The organism is Nitrospirae bacterium YQR-1 (assembly GCA_039908095.1).
Classification (GTDB): Bacteria; Nitrospirota; Thermodesulfovibrionia; order Thermodesulfovibrionales; family Magnetobacteriaceae; genus Magnetomonas.
In genome coordinates this window covers 38041-56463 of the sequence record JAMOBJ010000002.1, presented here as the reverse complement: position 1 = coordinate 56463, position 18423 = coordinate 38041, and the positions used below count along the sequence as shown (strand labels likewise).

Annotated in this window: 14 protein-coding genes and 1 pseudogene; 8 read left to right on the top strand and 7 right to left on the bottom strand. The window is 42.6% G+C overall.

Annotated elements, in window-relative coordinates; translation table 11 throughout:
* Window positions 1-30 precede the first annotated feature (30 nt).
* Window positions 31-147 (bottom strand): annotated as a pseudogene (locus tag H7844_02115) (IS3 family transposase).
* 49 nt (window positions 148-196) lie between these two features.
* Entirely contained in the window at window positions 197-955 is a 759-nt protein-coding gene (gene fdhD / locus H7844_02110; protein ID MEO5356076.1) for a formate dehydrogenase accessory sulfurtransferase FdhD, read from the bottom strand.
* Window positions 956-1200: 245 nt separating this feature from the next.
* Here fdhD and H7844_02105 point away from each other — a divergent pair, with 245 nt between their 5' ends.
* Genes H7844_02105 through H7844_02095 form a run of 3 tightly spaced genes read left to right on the top strand, consistent with a single transcriptional unit; the run spans window position 1201 to window position 3803 of the window.
* Complete coding sequence (locus H7844_02105) at window positions 1201-2421, top strand: hypothetical protein (GenBank protein MEO5356075.1); 1221 nt, start codon at window positions 1201-1203, stop codon at window positions 2419-2421.
* 8 nt (window positions 2422-2429) lie between these two features.
* On the top strand, window positions 2430-2852 hold the full coding sequence (locus H7844_02100; protein ID MEO5356074.1) for a hypothetical protein: 423 nt from the start codon (window positions 2430-2432) through the stop codon (window positions 2850-2852).
* A 24-nt stretch (window positions 2853-2876) separates the two neighbouring features.
* The gene (locus tag H7844_02095; protein ID MEO5356073.1) at window positions 2877-3803 is read left to right on the top strand and encodes a P-loop NTPase; all 927 of its coding nucleotides are present in this window, start codon (window positions 2877-2879) and stop codon (window positions 3801-3803) included.
* Window positions 3804-3960: 157 nt separating this feature from the next.
* Here the strand turns inward: H7844_02095 and H7844_02090 are convergent, their stop codons facing one another.
* From H7844_02090 to H7844_02070, 5 genes are all read right to left on the bottom strand, one after another.
* The gene (locus tag H7844_02090; protein ID MEO5356072.1) at window positions 3961-4545 is read right to left on the bottom strand and encodes a class I SAM-dependent methyltransferase; all 585 of its coding nucleotides are present in this window, start codon (window positions 4543-4545) and stop codon (window positions 3961-3963) included.
* A gap of 31 nt (window positions 4546-4576) precedes the next feature.
* The gene (locus H7844_02085; protein MEO5356071.1) at window positions 4577-8074 is read right to left on the bottom strand and encodes a glycosyltransferase family 2 protein; all 3498 of its coding nucleotides are present in this window, start codon (window positions 8072-8074) and stop codon (window positions 4577-4579) included.
* A gap of 107 nt (window positions 8075-8181) precedes the next feature.
* Window positions 8182-9372, bottom strand: coding sequence for a phosphoglycerate kinase (locus H7844_02080; GenBank protein ID MEO5356070.1), 1191 nt, complete (start codon window positions 9370-9372; stop codon window positions 8182-8184).
* Between the two features lie 11 nt (window positions 9373-9383).
* Window positions 9384-10388, bottom strand: a complete 1005-nt coding sequence (gene gap / locus H7844_02075) for a type I glyceraldehyde-3-phosphate dehydrogenase (GenBank protein MEO5356069.1) — start codon at window positions 10386-10388, stop codon at window positions 9384-9386.
* 82 nt (window positions 10389-10470) lie between these two features.
* On the bottom strand, window positions 10471-11700 hold the full coding sequence (locus tag H7844_02070; GenBank protein ID MEO5356068.1) for a DUF1015 domain-containing protein: 1230 nt from the start codon (window positions 11698-11700) through the stop codon (window positions 10471-10473).
* 120 nt (window positions 11701-11820) lie between these two features.
* Between H7844_02070 and H7844_02065 the strand changes: the two genes are divergently transcribed.
* The 5 genes from H7844_02065 to dnaB all read left to right on the top strand — a co-directional run bounded on the left by H7844_02065 (window position 11821) and on the right by dnaB (window position 18420).
* On the top strand, window positions 11821-13413 hold the full coding sequence (locus H7844_02065) for a transglycosylase SLT domain-containing protein (GenBank protein MEO5356067.1): 1593 nt from the start codon (window positions 11821-11823) through the stop codon (window positions 13411-13413).
* A 359-nt stretch (window positions 13414-13772) separates the two neighbouring features.
* On the top strand, window positions 13773-15062 hold the full coding sequence (locus tag H7844_02060; GenBank protein ID MEO5356066.1) for a CBS domain-containing protein: 1290 nt from the start codon (window positions 13773-13775) through the stop codon (window positions 15060-15062).
* 3 nt (window positions 15063-15065) lie between these two features.
* Window positions 15066-16310 (top strand): Nramp family divalent metal transporter, encoded by a 1245-nt coding sequence (locus tag H7844_02055; GenBank protein ID MEO5356065.1) that lies wholly within the window; start codon window positions 15066-15068, stop codon window positions 16308-16310.
* A 203-nt stretch (window positions 16311-16513) separates the two neighbouring features.
* On the top strand, window positions 16514-16957 hold the full coding sequence (rplI, locus tag H7844_02050; GenBank protein ID MEO5356064.1) for a 50S ribosomal protein L9: 444 nt from the start codon (window positions 16514-16516) through the stop codon (window positions 16955-16957).
* 98 nt (window positions 16958-17055) lie between these two features.
* Window positions 17056-18420: a replicative DNA helicase gene (dnaB, locus tag H7844_02045; GenBank protein ID MEO5356063.1), complete on the top strand. Its 1365-nt coding sequence runs from the start codon at window positions 17056-17058 to the stop codon at window positions 18418-18420.
* Window positions 18421-18423: the final 3 nt, after the last annotated feature.

Below are 18423 nucleotides of genomic sequence, written 5' to 3'. Positions count from 1 at the left end.
TGATTTTCCCCCGATTCAGTGGACACAAAGTTAAGGTACCCCATTATAGAGTTCGAAGTCAATAGGGCTTAACAATCCATTTTTGGAATGCCTTCTTTGACGGTTATAAAAAGCCTCTATATACTCGAATATACTACTCTTGGCTTGTGACGATGCCAACAAAGTTAGACGATTGAAGGCTACTTGGTATCACGTATCAACTAATTCTTTGTGGATGGGTGTATATATTAAATCTGTTTCCTCTTATGAAACCTACCATAGTTATTCCCAGCCTGTCGGCTATTTCCACTGAAAGTAAAGTTGGTGCGGTGCGGCTTGCCACTACCGGAATGAACCATTTACCGCATTTGGTTGCTATCTCCGATGATAACCTCCCGCTTAAGAGCATTAATTTATCGTCAAGGGCAATATCATTAATTATACAGTGCCCGATGGCTTTATCAACAGCATTATGCCGCCCGATGTCTTCCGTCATAACTAAAATTTCCAGTCCGTCTGAAATTGCGGCACTGTGAATGCACCCTGTAAGATTATAAGAGGTGCTACGGCTTTGAAATTCGTTAAAAAGCCGTTTTACATGCTCACCGTCTATACTAAAATTTTCTGTGTTCAATTTATCCCCAAATACTTTTTTTGTCGTTACTCCCCCTATGCAGCCTGATGTTACAGCCTTGCCCTCAAGCACTACCTCACCATCGGCCTCTATATCCACCTCTATGTCTTCTCTGTGATTTATCCGCATTTTATCCACACACCAACTGCCGCGTATTACCCCCTCTGTCATGATAAAACCAACTACCAGCTCTTTAACCATTAAGGGCGAACAGTACATTGCTAAAACTTCTGTTGCATTTATCCGTAACACAAGTTTTTTCTCTATCGCTATCGGATCAATTATCGGCTCACAGGTTTTTCCGTTTACCCGAAATATCTCTCTTTTTGCATATACTTCCATCAGCTACCCTTCTTTAAAGTGCAACACCATCAGTTATGCTATCAGTTTCATTTCTGATAAGTCAAACAGGTGCAGAGATAAACACGATGAATTTATTCAGGAAAAACAAATTTACTGCAGGAAAAGTAAAGTATGACTTGATTTTACCGATAAAGTTGTTATATGCTACGGCAGTGTGCCGTGATGTAGAGAAATGAGGGAATACCTCATAAAAACAACTGTTTAGTAAAAAAAGGAGGCAGTTAATGTCGGAAGAAAATGACCTTCAGTACGAGATAGAGAGGTTAAAATCGAGATTGGGTGAAATAGAAGCGCAGGGACCACCATCCGCTCCCCCAGCACCCTCATTCAGTGCACCACAACAGCCGCCGGCCTATGACAGGCCCGTGTCGGATGCACGTATTGAATCAGCCTACAGAACTACTGAAAAGGCTACAGTTATCAGTGATAAAGAGCCGGGTGCCGCCGCCGAAAGCCCCTTTGGCCCCATTGGTATGGATATAGGTACAAGTAATATCGTTATGGCACAAAACAAGGGAAACAGTATTCATGTAGTGAAGCAGGTTAATGCTTTTTTCACAATACCACAGTCACGGTTTACTAAATCAATTCTCAATAAAAATGAAGTCACTTTTATAGAATTTGATAAACAATACTATATAATAGGTTATTCTGCGGAAAACTTTGCAAATATGTTTAATACCAATACAAGACGGCCTATGGAAAAAGGCTTTCTTAGTTCACGAGAGAACGAGGGTATAACCCTCATGCAGTCAATAATAAAAACCGTTGTGCAAAAACCTAAGAAATTCGGAGAGATTCTTTGCTACAGCGTTCCGGGTGACCCAATCGGCAGCGCTGTGCTTTCAATAGGGCACCAGTCAATTTTGAAGATGTTTTTTGAAACCATGGGCTACACTCCGGTTCCAATAAATGAGGGGCTTGCCGTGGTTATGTCGGAGCTTGCCGACAATAATTTCACAGGCATAGGCATAAGTATGGGCGGGGGCATGTGTAACATTTGCCTGTCGTATTTATCCGTGCCGGTCATCACCTATAGCATCCAAAAAGGCGGAGATTATATTGATGAGATGGTAAGCAAAGACGTTAACGAATCCGCCACCAAGATAAAGGTAATAAAGGAAGAGGCTCTGGACCTTTCAATTCTGCCGGCCAACAAAGTGGAAATGTCTCTTCATATTTACTATATGGATGTTATTAACTCACTGGTTAAGAGCCTACAGCAGGTGATTGCATCCTCTGACAAGGTACCCAAGATAACGTCTCCTATTCCAATAGTTCTAAGCGGCGGAACATGTATGCCAAAGGGCTTAAGGGAAAGAGTGGAAAAAGCTATAGGGGCTATACGGCTGCCGATAGAAGTATCTGAGGTAAGGTCGGCAAAGGATCCGTTAAATGCCACATCCAAAGGTGCCCTTGTAATGGCAATGAGTGAGGAGCGGTAACTTTTTGAATGCAGGTTCCGGTTATAATTTTCTCGGCAGATGAACTCCGGGGGCATGTTTTATCGAAAGTATTTAAGAAAGGCGGCTGCGAGAGCTCATTATATAAGGCAATAGCGGACTTTGGAGCGTTATTGTTTACCTTGAAACCAGGTGTGGTGGTGTTGGATAGCGGTAGTTTTTTCCCAGGTGAGCTGGAGAGGTTATCCGACACTATCTCACCGGAGATAACCTCGCATATTGTGCTTTTATCTGAACCTGATGACAGTGTTTTAAGCTCTTATGCTTCAGCTTACTGCCCTTTAAGTCCTTTTGATCCAGAGGGAATTCTTGATGTGGCTCTAAAACTCCTTAAAACTGAAAAAAAGAAAGAACACTTTGGCGAATCCACCTCACTCACAGACACCCTGAAACTTTATCTTAAGTTGGATTAAAACAGTCTCACATGGCTTGTCTGTATGGATAAAAAAATAATATGCTCAATACTGGGGCCAAAGGGTGGCGTAGGAAAGTCAAATGTATCGGCAAACCTTGCCATCGCACTGGCACAGATGGGCAAGAGGGTTATTGCAGTTGATCTGGATTTGGGCGGGGCCAATCTTCATGCTATTTTAGGGGTAAAAGAGGTACGTTATACCCTTGAGGATTTGTTATTAAGGAAAGTTAAGACACTTCAGGAGACAGCTATAGATTCCGGCATTAAAAACCTCAGAGTCATATGCGGCGGCACAAATGTTCATAATATTGCAAACATATCGTTTCAACAGAAGGTCAAATTAATAAACCACATTGCGCGTCTTGACTGTGACATTGTTATTTTAGACCTTGCCGCAGGCTCCTCATACAACGTTGTTGATTTTGCCTTTATTGCAAACCGTAACCTTTTGGTGACAACACCGGAGGTCACCTCTTTAATGAAAGTCTATACCTTTATAAAAACTGCGGTTTTCAGGTTACTGACAGTGATCTTTAGGGATGCTAAAGTGGTTGACTTGCTTGACATTGTAGAGAGGGCTAAGGACGTTGTTGAAAATCCACATTTAAAATCCATTGAAAGCGTACTTAATGAGGCGGCAAAATTAAGTCCTGCCACTGCGGCTTTAGCCAGAGAGAAACTGCGTAGTTTCATTCCCGATATTGTGATAAACCGGCTTCAAAGCAAAAACGATGCTCAAGTCGGGAAAGTAATTTCAAAACTCCTTAAAGATTATGTGGGGATTGAGAGTAACGTATTAGAATATATCCCTGAGGATGACGCTGTAAAAAAAGCGATACTTACTCTCAAACCGGTTATGACGACAAGCCCTCAGTCGGAGTTTTCAAAATCAATCCTGAAAATAGCAATGGCACTAACCAGTAATACCAGGTTGCAGTCAAAAGAGTAACGAGGCGGCAAGGAGAAAGCGACACCTCCCTTTACAGGGGAATCCCCTTTTAGGGGAGACGTCAAGGAGGTTTCGACGAAGCCAACAAAGTTAATCGAATGAATGCAACCTGGTATAAGGTGTAGGTTTGAAGGACTAATGATATGCGTCAGCAGTATCATTTTGAGAGGTCATATCGCTCTCCATACCGTGTGTGAGAAAATGTTTTTCGCGGCACTATTAAAGGCTCGGTCATGTCTTTTTTTACAGTAAAAAAACAACCAAACTCAATGACAATTCCCTTTAAGTACTTTATGGCAAAAGGTATCGTAAGCCCTGCCTCCAGAATTTCATTTTCCACAGCAGGCTGGAGAACATAAACAATTTCGTTGAATAGCCATCGTTTTTTACCAAGCATATGATAGAATAAATCTCCGCTTGTAACGCAAAAATTCTCCCACACCAGCTCTGTTAAAAATACTTCATGTCTATACAAAAAAGCCTCATTTGAAAAAGCGTAAGGCGTCCATAACTCAATTGTTGCATTGTCTTTTGCAACCCTGCCCAATTCCGGCAGAACATTGTCAGGATATTTAACATGTTCTAAAAAATGTGAGGAATATATGTAGTCAACAGTGTCGTTATCAAAAGGAAGTTTTTCATGTTCTAAATTGATAACATAATCTACATCAGCTCCTGCCACTATGTCTATGCCGATAAAACCCTCTCTTTTTTTGCTTCCGCAGCCAATGTCAAGCTTCAAGATTCAATCCTTTACAAGTTTTATTTGTTTTTCAGCCAGGCTGAATAATTGTGAAATTTTCATCTGTGTGAGGATTAAAGTAAGGGTCTCTAAATGAATCTATGTTCCATCTGGATCTAAACAATTCCACCTCCCGAGCAAATAGCGTCTTGCAGCGATTGTCATCATCAAGTGTTCCAATTGATACGGATTCATGGTGGTAAAGCCTTGCATAAGGTGTATAAATGTTTGTATAGCCGGCTCTGCGGAGCCTCAGACAAAAATCAATATCATTAAAGGCGATTATAAAATCCGTATCAAATCCATTGACCTCATCAAAGACTTTTCTCTTGACCATAAGACAAGCTCCTGTTACCGCTGTTACATCTCTTACCACGTCTTTTGCGTTAAGAAATGGAAACCCCATCCAGTTCTTGTCATTAAAAAACCTGCCGACGTGAGCCGCCCCTCCCATTAGTCCTACCACAACACCCATGTGTTGAATCCTGTCGTCAGGGTACAGGAGTTTGCATCCTACTGAACCGACATTATCCATTGCGGCATATCCAGCCATCTCTTCTAACCAATCACTGTTTATTACTTTAGTATCATTGTTCAAAAAAAGGAGTATTTCGCCATTAGAATTCATTACGCCGAAATTATTTGACTCGGAGTAATTAAACACGTCTCTGTGAAATTGCACTAATTTAATATGTGAATGGTCTTTTATCGTACTATAGAAAATAAATGTTTTATCCTCTGTACTTCCGGTATCTACTATAATGATTTCATAGTTGTTGTATTTTGTCTTCTCTAAAATGGACTTAATACAAACACTTAAGTAATCAGCCTTATCCTTTGTCGGTATTATTATTGAGATCAAAGGGTTTTTCTTAAGATCATGCTTTAGATGGTAACATCCAAGCAAATTACTGAATTCAGCACTTGCCGGTATATTATTTCTATATAGATACTGATTAATTGCTTTTTTGGCGTTTTCATAAGCATATTTTTTGCTTTCTCCTACAACAGCAACTGAGCCTTGTATCTTCTTCCAGTGATATAAAATCAGAGGAATATGGGCTATTCTTTCAGGTATGGTTTGTTCGATAAATCTGAGTACCAAATCGTAGTCCTGAGAGCCCTCAAAACCTTTTCTAAAGCCACCGATTTTATCAATAATGGATTTCCTGTAAACACTTAAGTGTCCGGTGTACATCATACTAAGAAGTAAATGCAACGACCAGTCAGGCTTAAAAAACGGTTCCACCCTCTTGCCGTCCTCCTCCATTTTATCCTCATCGCTGAATATAAAATCAAGTTGTTGATTTGTATTAAGTGTCTTTGCAAATTCAAAGAGTGCTTGAGGAGCAAGCTCGTCATCGTTGTCAAGCAGAGCTATAAAGTCACCGGTTGCAAGTTTAAGTGCTTCATTAGAGGCCCCTGAAATATGCAGGTTTTTCTCTCCGTAAGAAATCTTTATGCGCTTATCTTTCCCCTCCCAACTCTTTAGACATTCCAGTGTTTCAGCTTTTGAGGAGGCGTCATCATAAAGACACAGTTCCCAATTGTCATAATATTGATTCAAAACCGAATTGATACATTGGTTAAGCCACTTTGGGTCTATATTATAAACAGGAGTTATTATTGAAAATACAGGTTTATAAGTAAAATTAGCTATTTCTCGCTGTGCTGTATCTCTGTCAGGCTCATGTAGATTAATTTTGTATTTGTCATATGAACCTTCAATATCATATATAGTGCAAAAATATTGCTTTTCGTTCAGCAGCCCGTCTTTTGACTTCGCTCTTATCGTAACAACACGGTTGCCGCCTTCAAGTTTTTTAAGCAGGCCGGCATAATAAGAAAATCCACAATCCTTTGAATCTTTGTAACACTTAAAGTTAGCCTCAATGTCAGGTCTTGAGACTGCTGGAAACACTATGCCGTAAGAAATACCGTCTATTAATATCTCCACCGCTGAAGTCCCACCCGGAAATACAACCCATCCTGCTATATAAATCTCCCGCGGCGTGAGGTAAACGAGATCAAGGGACATTAGTTCATTCAGCAGGCTGCTATTAAGATGTTGTTCATAAGTCTGCGACACCACCTTTAGTTGTGACAGCTCTTTTGTATCCCCTCTATTTGTTATTATTTTTAAGGTTAATATACAATCACCCTCCAACAGTTGATTATCCAAATCCTTTAAAATACAAATACCTGATTTTAACGCTTTGGTTTTACAAGGGAAAGACTCTACAACATCAGGTTTATCGAATCCGTAAAAGAGTTTGTCTGTGAATTTACCATTTAAATAAAACTCAACCTCTTTAATTCCGTCAGTGGAGAAAGCCCAACCGTTTATATATATCTTATCCAAACAAATGGTTGATACAAAATCAATGTCTATTTCCTGAGGTGCTTCTGTTGAAATATCTGAGTAGCTTTGGTTTACCTGTTGCGGTATATCAATTTGCCGTACAAATTCACATTCGCTTACGGCTCTTAGTGTAACAATATGATTGCCGGCAGGGACAGGTTCCCTGAGGTTTTTTAATAAACAAAAACACCCTTTCTCTATATCTTTCATACACTGATAGGTTCTCCAGACATCCAACCGGCTGCTGATAAATACAGCCTCTTCAATAAATTCCCCGTCTATATAAACCTCAAGAGTTGCAATCCCACTCTCTGATAACACCCAACCATAAATATCAATAACATCTGTACATAAAATCAAGTTATCGCAATGTAAGACAATATCCGGAGCCGGCATCCGGTCATAGGTCACATTGACTGCTATAAGCTCACTCAGGCAGGTTATAACCCCATGTTCAGTAACGGCCTTTATATCAACTGTGTGAAGCCCGGGTAAAAGCATAGGTTCTATTTTATCCCTGTAGCAAAATCCTGAGATCAAACTGTTTTTGTACGATGGAAATTTCTGATTAATGTCGGCTCTAAATAGTGTATGCTTAGCTTTTCCAATATATGTACCATCAACAAAAATCTGAATACTCTCTATATCACTCAGTGAGAAAGCCCATCCTGATACGCTGATATAGTCCATGGCAAGCACAATTTTTTCATGGTTGCTATAGATATTGGCATCAGTTTTAGATAATAGTGATGCCAGATTTTCACTTATTTTAAAAGGTATCTCTGTGCTTAAAGAGCGACCTGTGTTGGATACAACTGAGACAACTGCACTATGCCGCCCTGGAGCCAGGGCGGTGTCTAAATACTTAAAAAAAACAAAACCACCAATTATACTATCTTCTATTTCAGGGTAGGCCACAGCCAAATCCCTCCGGATTAACCCCAAAGATGCAAGACCAACGGGCTGTCCGTCTATTAAGATTTCAACTCTGTCCACACCATCTTTGGAAAGAGCCCAGCCTGATATCTCTATGGCATCAAAGGCAAACAGGGTTTTATCACAGTGGAAATTTATTCTGTCATCAGGTAACCTCTCTGCAACCTCCTGTAGCTTCTTAGGTTTTATTAACAGTTCTCTAACTTTTGCTTTTAATTTATTTAAACTCATATTGTTATTTAAACACAATGAAGTATGAAATCCCAATGTGCTCATTAAACATTAATATAACAGGGAATAAGAGCGGTGTGAAAACTCTTATCCCCTGTCTATAAAAATTACTTTTTATCAGTTAAAGCTGCAACGCCCGGCAACACTTTTCCCTCAAGAAGCTCAAGGGAAGCGCCGCCGCCGGTTGAAATAAATGACACCTTATCGGCAACACCGGCACGGTTAACTGCTAAAACAGAGTCACCGCCGCCGATTATGCTGGTACTGCCTGAGGCAGCTACAGCTTTTGCCAGCTCAAAGGTACCGCTTGAAAACGCCTCAATTTCAAACAACCCCATCGGGCCGTTCCAAACGATAGTCTTAGAGCTCCTTACGGCATCGGAATAAATCTTTGACGACTCAGGACCGATATCGAGAATCTTCCATCCTGCCGGCACATCCTTTACAGAGACAACCTTAGTGGCGGTTCCAGGCTCGGTATTTTGAGCGATTACGCAATCAACGGGCAAAAGCAGGTCAACGTTGTTGGCCTTCATTTTTTCCATAATGCTCTTAGCCGTATCAAGCATATCATCCTCACACAGTGAGTCTCCGATCTCAAAACCCTGGGCTTTGAAAAAGGTATTGGCCATGCCGCCGCCAACTATGATCTTGTTGACTTTAGAGCTGAGGTGCTCCAGTACACCGATCTTCCCGGATACCTTAGCGCCGCCGACAATAGCCGTAAAGGGCCGCGTCGGGTTTTCCACAGCATTAATAAGATAGTCAAGCTCTTTCTTCATCAGAAAACCGGCTGCCGCCTTTGGAAGGTGCCTTGTGATACCCTCTGTGGTGGCATGTGCCCTGTGGGCTGTGCCAAAGGCATCGTTTACGTAAACATCGGCCAGTTTTGACAACGATTTTGCAAACTCAGGATCGTTTTTCTCCTCCTCTGCATGAAACCTTACGTTTTCAAGGAGCAGTACGTCACCTTCTTTCATGGCGGAGACCATTTTCTCGACCTCCGGGCCGATACAGTCCGGGGCAAAGGCCACAGGTTTTCCAAGGAGTTCCTGAAGACGGGTTGCCACAGGTTTGAGGCTAAACTTTGGATTTATTTTACCCTTTGGTCTGCCAAGGTGTGAGGCTAAAATCACTTTAGCTCCCATCTCTATGGCTTTGTTTATAGTCGGAAGAGCGCTGAGAATCCTTGTGTTATCCGTAATGGCTCCGGCCTCATCAAAGGGAACATTGAAATCCACCCTTATGAAAACTCTCTTACCCTTAAGGTCTAAATCGGTTATTACTAATTTTTCCAGGGCCATATTGATTACCTCTTTGATACGAGATACAGGAGGAGGTCTCTTACACGGTTGCTATAACCCCACTCATTGTCATACCATGAAATTATCTTTATCATATTGCCGCCGATTACCTTTGTAAGGGCAGGATCAAAGATCGAGGAATGAGGATTGCCTTTGAAGTCAGCCGATACCAAAGGCTCGTCACAGTACTGGAGCACTCCCTTCATAGGGCCCTCAGCAGCAGCTTTAACAACTGAATTTATGGAATCTACTGTAGCCTCTTTTTTAAGTTCCGCCGTCAGGTCAACAACTGACACGTTAGGGGTAGGAACTCTTAATGCAAAGCCGTCAAGTTTACCCTTTAATTCAGGTAAAACAAGGCCGATTGCCTTTGCCGCACCGGTGCTTGAGGGGATAATTGAAAGAGCTGCCGCTCTTGCCCTTCTTAAATCCTTATGTGGAAGGTCTAAGAGTCTCTGGTCGTTGGTGTAGGAATGGACTGTGGTCATAAGGCCCTTAACAATACCAAACTCCTGATGTATTGCTTTAGCTACAGGGGACAGACAGTTGGTTGTACAGGAAGCGTTTGAAATGATTTTGTGCTTTGCCGGGTCAAGGAGCTCATTGTTGACGCCCATACATATGGTGATATCCTCATCAGTGGCTGGTGCTGAGATGATAACCCAGCCTGCTCCCGCCGCAAGGTGTTTGGAGGCGCCGTCTCTCTTTGTAAATATTCCGGTTGACTCCACTACGATATCCACACCAAAGCTCTTCCATGGAATATTTGCAGGGTCTCTCTCTGCGGTAATCTTAGTGGCTTTGCCATTTACCACTATTGAGTCGTCCTTGACCGATACGTCAGCTGTTAGGTTGCCTACAACCGAGTCGTATTTTAACAGATGGGCGAGAGTCTTTGTGTCGGTAATATCGTTTACCGCCACTATTTCTATGTCAGGGTTGCCCATACATGCCCTGTAGAAATTTCTGCCGATTCTTCCAAAACCGTTTACACCTACTTTGACTGCCATAAGTAAACCTCCGGAGATACACATAAATTATCAGGAGACAAGGTCTCCTCATCCTCTATATCCGGCACAGACACTATTATATTCAGTGTTTGTCCAGATAATTGATAACTATCCCAGTGGGAATTTTCGGATAAAAATATGTTGACTTTGGCGGCATCCTCACACCTGTCTTTGCTGAGAGCTCTACATCCTCAACCCTCGTGGGGTTTAAAAAAATAGCGGCGTCATATCGACCGCTTTTTACGCTTTCCACAGTTCTCTCCACGCTCATCTCATATCCGAAATCACTAACATTATACAACTTCCCGAGTATAATGTCATGCAAAATCATTACGTCTATACCGGCTAATCCATCCGGCCTGACTCCCTTGTACCTCAGAGCATAGTAGCCGCTCTGGCGCAGATAAAGACCAAAAGTCGTTGCCTTGCCGCTTATATAATCTGTAATTGGCACATCAACCCCAACGAATTGCACATCAAAATATTGGTTAAGACGCTCCAGTGTACTTGCCGTTATTCCGGCTACCATCCTGTGGGTAGGTAAAATGGTAATTCCTCCGTCTCTGATATTTGTTATAAGCATAAGTATGTAGTCACAGGGCTGCGGGCCCCGGGCCTGACCGTTGCTTCCTTTTATAAGCTTTTGATATTCAAGGGCGGTTTCATATCTGTGGTGGCCGTCGGCTATAAAAAAGCTCTCACCCTTAAGAGCTCTTGTTATTTTTGCTACACTGTCGCCGTTATCTATAATCCAGCACCGGTGTAAGATTTCATCTGAACCGGAGTACTGAAAATAAGGTGCAGTGGCGTTACAGGCATCCATAATGCCGATAAGAGTCATATCAGCACTGTTATAAAGGGAGAACACAGGGCTTGTGTTGGCTCTACAGGAGCGCATCAGATTAAGCCTGTCCTGCTTGGGTTTAGAATGTGTCTCCTCGTGTGGATAAATCCCGTCTCCGGGCTTAACCAGTTTCACGGCAGCAAAGAGTCCCCGCATTTTTTTTACCGCTGCCCTGTACTTATAGGAAACCTCATACAGGAAATAAGCCGGTTTATCTCTGAATTTCATAGTACCGGTGTTTATCCAGCTTTTGAGGGTTTCAGCGGCACGAACATACTTGTTAACCTCATCGTTATCTCCGGGCTTCTCCACAGCCCAGTCAACTCGCACTATATTAAACGGGCTCTTGTCGTAGAGCTGTGTCTGCATATCCGGCGTTATGACGTCATATGGCGGCGCAGTTACATCAGAGAGCGACACCCTCTGCGGATCATATAAAAGTCCTCTGAATGGAGCTACTTCAGTCATTTACCATCCTTAACAAAAATTGAATCTTGTCAGTATAACATTTTTTTTTTATTAATTCAAATTTCGGATGTAAAAAAATATCTTGACAAGCTAACAAAAAAGTTGTATAATGGTCCAGCCGTGAGATATATACTACAAATAGGGTTAGCCATGGTGCTTTTTATGTATCCTGCATTTACAGAGGCACTGTACTATTCCAATGAAAAGGCCGCCTTACCGGATACAGATGAGCAAAACATATCTTTCAGAATTCCTCATAAGGTTCTTGAGGACCAAACAACCAATTTAAATCTCAGCTCTAATGGAATCCGTGAATATGCGATACGTATCATGCCTGAGGGTTCCATTTTTGAGAAAGATGAGACTATTCCTTATAGCTTAACAAACACCGGTATAATTACCGGCGATGATAAGGGCTCAGCATCTGTATCCATGTTTCTGTCTTTTTTTTCAGAGAAGATGAAATCAAGTTTCACAAGGTGGATTAACCGGGGATCCAAATATATGCCGATGATGAAGAAGATTCTTGCAGAGAACAATCTTCCGGAGGACTTGGTGTATGTGCCTTTGATAGAGAGTGGCTACAATATGTTTGCGCTTTCACGGGCTCATGCGGTAGGGCCGTGGCAGTTTATGGAGCATACGGCAAGACAGTACAACCTCAAGATAAATCGTTGGGTGGATGAGAGGCGTGACCCTGTGAAGTCAACTCATGCGGCCTCTGATTATCTCAAGTTTCTGTATGCAAGGTATGGTTCATGGAACCTTGCCCTTGCGGCATATAATGCCGGAGAGGGACGCATAGATAAAGCAATGAAGCGCGCCAATACTGACAGCTTCTGGTCACTGGCGGAGACAAACCATATAGCTGAGGAAACCAAGCAGTATGTACCGAAATTCCTTGCCGCCAAGGAAATAGCGGCAGAGCCCGCAAAGTATGGCTTCGATGAATTTGAAAATGCCGCCCCGATTGACTATGATGTAGTATATATAACACCACCGGCAGCAATTAGCTTCATTGCCGCCGCTTCAGGAACCACTGTTGATAAAATATTATCACTGAACCCTGAATTGAAACAGTGGTGCATACCACCAAAAGTATCCCAATATAAACTCCGTATTCCCTATGGCACAAAAGATGCTTTTATGGAGGCGTATAACAACACCACTGATCTTCAGAGAGCTATGCTCAAACAATATCAAACCAGAAAGGCGGAGACGCTGAGAACTATTGCAAAGCGTTTGAAAGTTCCTGTTGACGTGCTCTCAGACATCAATTCCCACGGTATAAACGAAAGGTTAGCTAAAGACACGACCGTATTTGTACCGCCCCTTACGGCAATACCAAAAGCCCCCACCGAAGTGGAAACAGCATCAGTAAAAGGTAAAGCCACTTTGGCAAACAAACGGCACAAGGAAGTAGGCAAAGTTATTAAAATCTCTGATTCTAAGACAACTTCCTTTACAACAGCGTCCGTATCACTGAAGGGCAAATCGGGACATGCCGGAAATAAACACAAAGAGACTGTTAAAGCAGCAAAGCGCTCCGTTGATAACGCTAAGGCAAGGAAACCGGCTACCACTGATAAAAATGCCGCTGCAAAAGAACATAAGTCAGAAAAGGTTGCAAAAAGCGAAGCTACAAAGTCAAAACAGCCGTTAAAAAATCAAAACACTATAAAGCTGCACAAGTCATCAAGTAAAAAAGTCTGATTTTTAGAAGCCTTAAATTTCATCCTCATTCCCCCTGATATTTCTGATACCAAGCTGCAGTCAATCGTCTAATACCAAGTAGCAGTCAAAAAAGCAATATAATGATAAAAAGAAAAGACTGGATTGCCGCTTGTAGGCGGCTATGACAGAGGGGGTATCGGTCTGTTTTTTTGTCATTCCCGTGAAAACGGGAATCCAGTTTTAATTAGTAACATTAAACACAACAGATATTTTTTTGATTACATCTATGAACGCAACTCGGTATCAATCTGATAAAAAACCAAATTAACTCCGTGCTGTGGTATTATTAACGGTTGATTACAGATTTTGCTGTAAAAAAAATCTTTTGAGGTGGGAAAATGCCTCTGATAGGCGAATTATTTATTAGTGAGGTACTTAAGAAAACTGTTTATGACCATAAGGGTGAGGAACTTGGCAGGCTGCACGATATGGTGGTCATAAGGGGAACAACACTTCCACTGCTGGATGCTCTTATTGTAGAAGGAACACGGGACATATCTGACAAACGCAAGAAGTTTTACAGGGTTGATTTCAGCAGCCTCAGCATTTTTAACAAGAGAATTATCACAAGCACTTTAAACCGTGAGCAGCTTCAAGGGTATGACTTTGCAGAGGATGACCTCCTTGCCGTACGTGATGTGCTGGATAAGCAGGTGGTGGATATTAACGGAGCAAAAGTGGTCAGGGTTAACGATATAAAAATAGGCGGTTATCAAAGCCACGCAGTGTTGTTTGCCATTGACGTGGGTATAAGGGGAATATTACGGCGGCTGGGATTAGAGAAAAAAGGTGAGGAACTCCTCAAGTTTTTTAAAGCTTCCATCCCATATAATCTTATAGGGTGGAATTACCTTCAAACGATAAACCCAAGGCTTAAGTCCATATCGCTTACGCTTACACAGCAGATGCTTTCCAAAATGCATCCTGCTGATTTGGCTGAAATCATAAGCTCTCTGTCAAGGGAGGAGGGAGCAAACTTCTTTAGTAATCTGGATGTGGAATCCGCAGCCGAGACACTCCCAGAACTTGAACCTGAAACCCAAGCTGATATCATTGCAAGCATGGATACTAAGAAGATTGCCATGATTATCGAGGAAATGTCTCCCGATGACGCCGTTGATACCCTAAGCGACCTGCACAAAAGTAAAATCGGTGAGATTCTCGACACCCTGCAAAGGGATGATGCCGAAAACATCAGGGAGCTGCTGGGGCACGCAGAGGATACCGCAGGTGGTCTCATGACCACTGAGTTCCTGTCATACTCTCCTGATACCAAGGTCATAGAGGTCATTCAAAGCTTTAAGGTTGACGCAAAAGACGTGGAAACCATCTACTACGTCTATGTTGTTGATGATGAGGTGGAAGATAAACTTCTTGGTGTAATATCGCTTAAAGAGCTTCTTCTTTCAGACCCTGAACTAAAACTTTCAGACTGCATGAATACTAACATTAAGTGCCTTAAACCGGACGATGACGAGGACACTGTGGCGGCTATGATTTCAAAGTATAACCTTGTGGCAATACCGGTTGTTGATGATGAGGGCATAATCCTTGGGATTGTAACCGCCGATGACATCATAGACTGGATTTTACCGCCCAGTGCAAGAAAGAAGAGGAAAAAGATTTAAACAATGTCCTTAAAACGTCTGAAAACGTATCTTGCCGTCATAGGGCCGGGATTAATCACGGCGATGATTGATAACGATGCCGGCGGTGTTACCACGTTTTCCGTGGCCGGCGCCAGATACGGTTACGGCCTGTTGTGGACAATAATACCTATAACAGTATCTTTGGTGGTGGTGCAGGAGATGATTGCGCGCCTGGGGGTGGTAACCGGTAAGGGGCTTTCGGATTTAATCAGAGAACACTATGGTGTAAAGACCGCTGTTTTTCTGATGGTTGGCCTCTTTGTTGCCAACCTTGGTACAACGGTTGCTAATTTTGCAGGTTTTGCGGCAAGCATGGAGGTTATGGGCCTTACAAAATATGTTATGGTACCGGCAGGGGCTTTTGCAATCTGGTTGATAGTAACCAGGGGGACTTATAGTTCCGTGGAAAAAATCCTCCTTCTTGTCTGTATCATGTACGCCGGATATATAATCTCCGCCGTGCTTGCCAGACCTCAGTGGGGCGATGTCTTTAAAGCCGTTGTTTTTCCACCGCCGCAGACCATAAAAAATATAACTCATCCCCTTGATCCACAATACATAATGCTTTCAATTGCAATTATCGGCACTACGATAACTCCGTGGATGCAGTTTTATCTCCAGTCTTCAATAGTGGAAAAGGGAGTAAAAAAGGAAAACTTCCCGATGTCAAAACTTGAAATATTTGTGGGAAGCATAGTAACCGATTTAATATCTTTCTTTATAGTGGTGACATGTGGAGCGGTGTTGTTTCCGGCAGGGATTGTAATCAACGACGCCTCTGAGGCTGCCCTTGCACTTAAGCCGCTCTCCGGCCACTACGCCTCCGGTATTTTTGCTCTCAGCCTGGGAAGCGCTTCCCTTTTGGGTGCTATAATCGTGCCCCTTGCCACAGCCTACTACATATGCGAGGCAATGGGCTGGGAAACCGGTGTCAGCAAGAGATACTCCCAGGCTCCACAATTTATCTGGATTTATTCCGTCACGATTTTTCTTGCCGCTTTTTTTGTCATCATACCACACGCACCACTTGTTTTACTCATGGTGCTTTCCTCTTTTGTTAACGGCTTACTCCTGCCATTTGTGCTGGTTTATGCCGTTACGCTTATTAATAAGAAAACTCTGATGGGGGAGTATATAAATCCCACAGGATATAATATCATAACATGGATAACAATTATTCTGATAATTTCACTTACAATTTTGATGTTAATCGCCATGATAGTATAAGAGGGGGTTTTTGACAAAGAATATATGAAAAAGTTCTATAGCGGACATTATACCAAGCTGCTTGGTATAACGCCGCCCGCATATTTATAACTTCTTTCTAAATAATTTATAAAATAAATATTGGAAAAAACACCCGCTTTTATGTTACAATGCGATAGTACTTTGACTTGTAGCTCAGCAATTGTAAAAGGAGACAATAGATAATGAAGATCATTTTAAGAGAGGATGTAAACAACGTAGGGGAGATGGGCATGATTGTCAATGTGGCCCGCGGATATGCAAGAAACTATCTTATACCGAAAAAGTTTGCTGTTGAGGCTAATCCCAAGAACATGAAGGCCTTGCAGCATGAAACACGTATAATTACGGAAAAAGTTAAAAAACTGAAACTCAGCGCCGAGGACATGGCAAATAAGATTGCTGCAACTCCGGTTAATATAGCAGCCAAGGCCGGCGAGGAGGGCAAATTGTTTGGTTCCGTTACAAACAAAGACATTGCCGATGCTCTTGAAGCTTCAGGGTTTAATATTGACAAAAGGAAGATACTACTTGAGTCCCCCATTAAAAGAACCGGTGAGCATATCGTAAAGATTAGGATACACCCTGAGGTACATGCTGATTTAAAAGTGGAAGTTGTGCCGGAGTAACACTCCGGATAATCGGGAAAAGTATTTAAATACCATATATAGCCTCTTAATATAATATTAGGAGGTTTTTTTGTGTGTGTGCAGGAGACCGGTTTAAAATGGTAGAAGCAGCCCCAGATAAGATACAGCCCCAGAACGTCGAAGCGGAAATGTTCGTCCTGGGCGCAATCATGCTTGATAACGAGGCTATATATAAAGTCCTTGATGTTATAACAACAGCTGATTTTTATAAAGATCAACACCGCCGCATCTTTTCAGCTATGATTACCCTGATTGATAAAGCTGAGCCTATTGATCTGGTAACGGTATCAGACTACCTTAGAAACAAAAAAGAAATGGAACAGGCAGGCGGTGAATCATATTTATCGCAGCTCATCAACTCTGTTCCAACTGCCGCAAACATCGCCTATCATGCTAAGATTATGAGGGAAAAAGCCCTTATGAGAAACCTCCTGAGAGCCTCAACGGATATAATGTCCAGAGTCTATGGCCACGAAGGAGAGGCGGACGAATTAGTGGATTTTGCAGAAAAAACTATCTTTGAAATAGCTGAGTTCAGAATAAGGCCGTCCTTTTCCTCTCTTAATGAGGTGATAAAGGACAGCATTACAATGATAGAGGGCCTCTATGACCGGAAAGAGGCTATAACCGGAGTTCCCTCCGGCTTTAAAGACCTTGACGAACTGACAACCGGTTTTCAGCCCGGAGATTTAATCATAGTGGGCGGGCGCCCCTCAATGGGTAAAACAGCCTTCTGCTTAAACATTGCCCAACATGTGGGGATAAACATAAAGGAACCGGTTGCTGTATTCAGTCTTGAAATGTCTAAAAGGCAATTGGCGGTCAGAATGCTCTGTGCCGAGGCGATGGTGGATTCAAACCGGGTGAGAAAGGGACATCTGAGAAAAGATGACTGGCCAAAGCTGACCTCGGCAGCCGGTAAACTGGCGGAAGCGCCGATATACATAGATGATTCATCTGATATCGGTGCTCTGGAGATGCGTTCCAAGGCAAGGAGACTTAAAAAAGAGCGTGGACTGGGGCTTGTGGTGGTTGACTATCTTCAGCTTATGAGGGGCCGCTCCGGTGTTGACAGAAGAGAACAGGAGATATCGGAAATATCCCGCTCCTTAAAAGGTCTTGCCAAGGAGCTTGAAATACCTGTTATTGCCCTCAGCCAGCTCAACAGGCTGGTTGAACAGCGCCGTCCCCCTATTCCTACACTTGCCGACTTGCGTGAATCCGGCGCTATTGAGCAGGATGCGGATGTTATTCTTTTTCTGTACCGTGAGGAGGTATATAACCGTGACAACCCTGAGGCCAAAGGAAAGGCGGAACTCCACATAGCCAAACAGCGTAACGGTCCGGCAGGAATTAAAGTCACGTTATCTTTCCTCTCCGAGTACACAAAGTTTGCCGATTACGCTGAAGGTTACTACGAGGAAACTGATGAGGTATTTTAACAG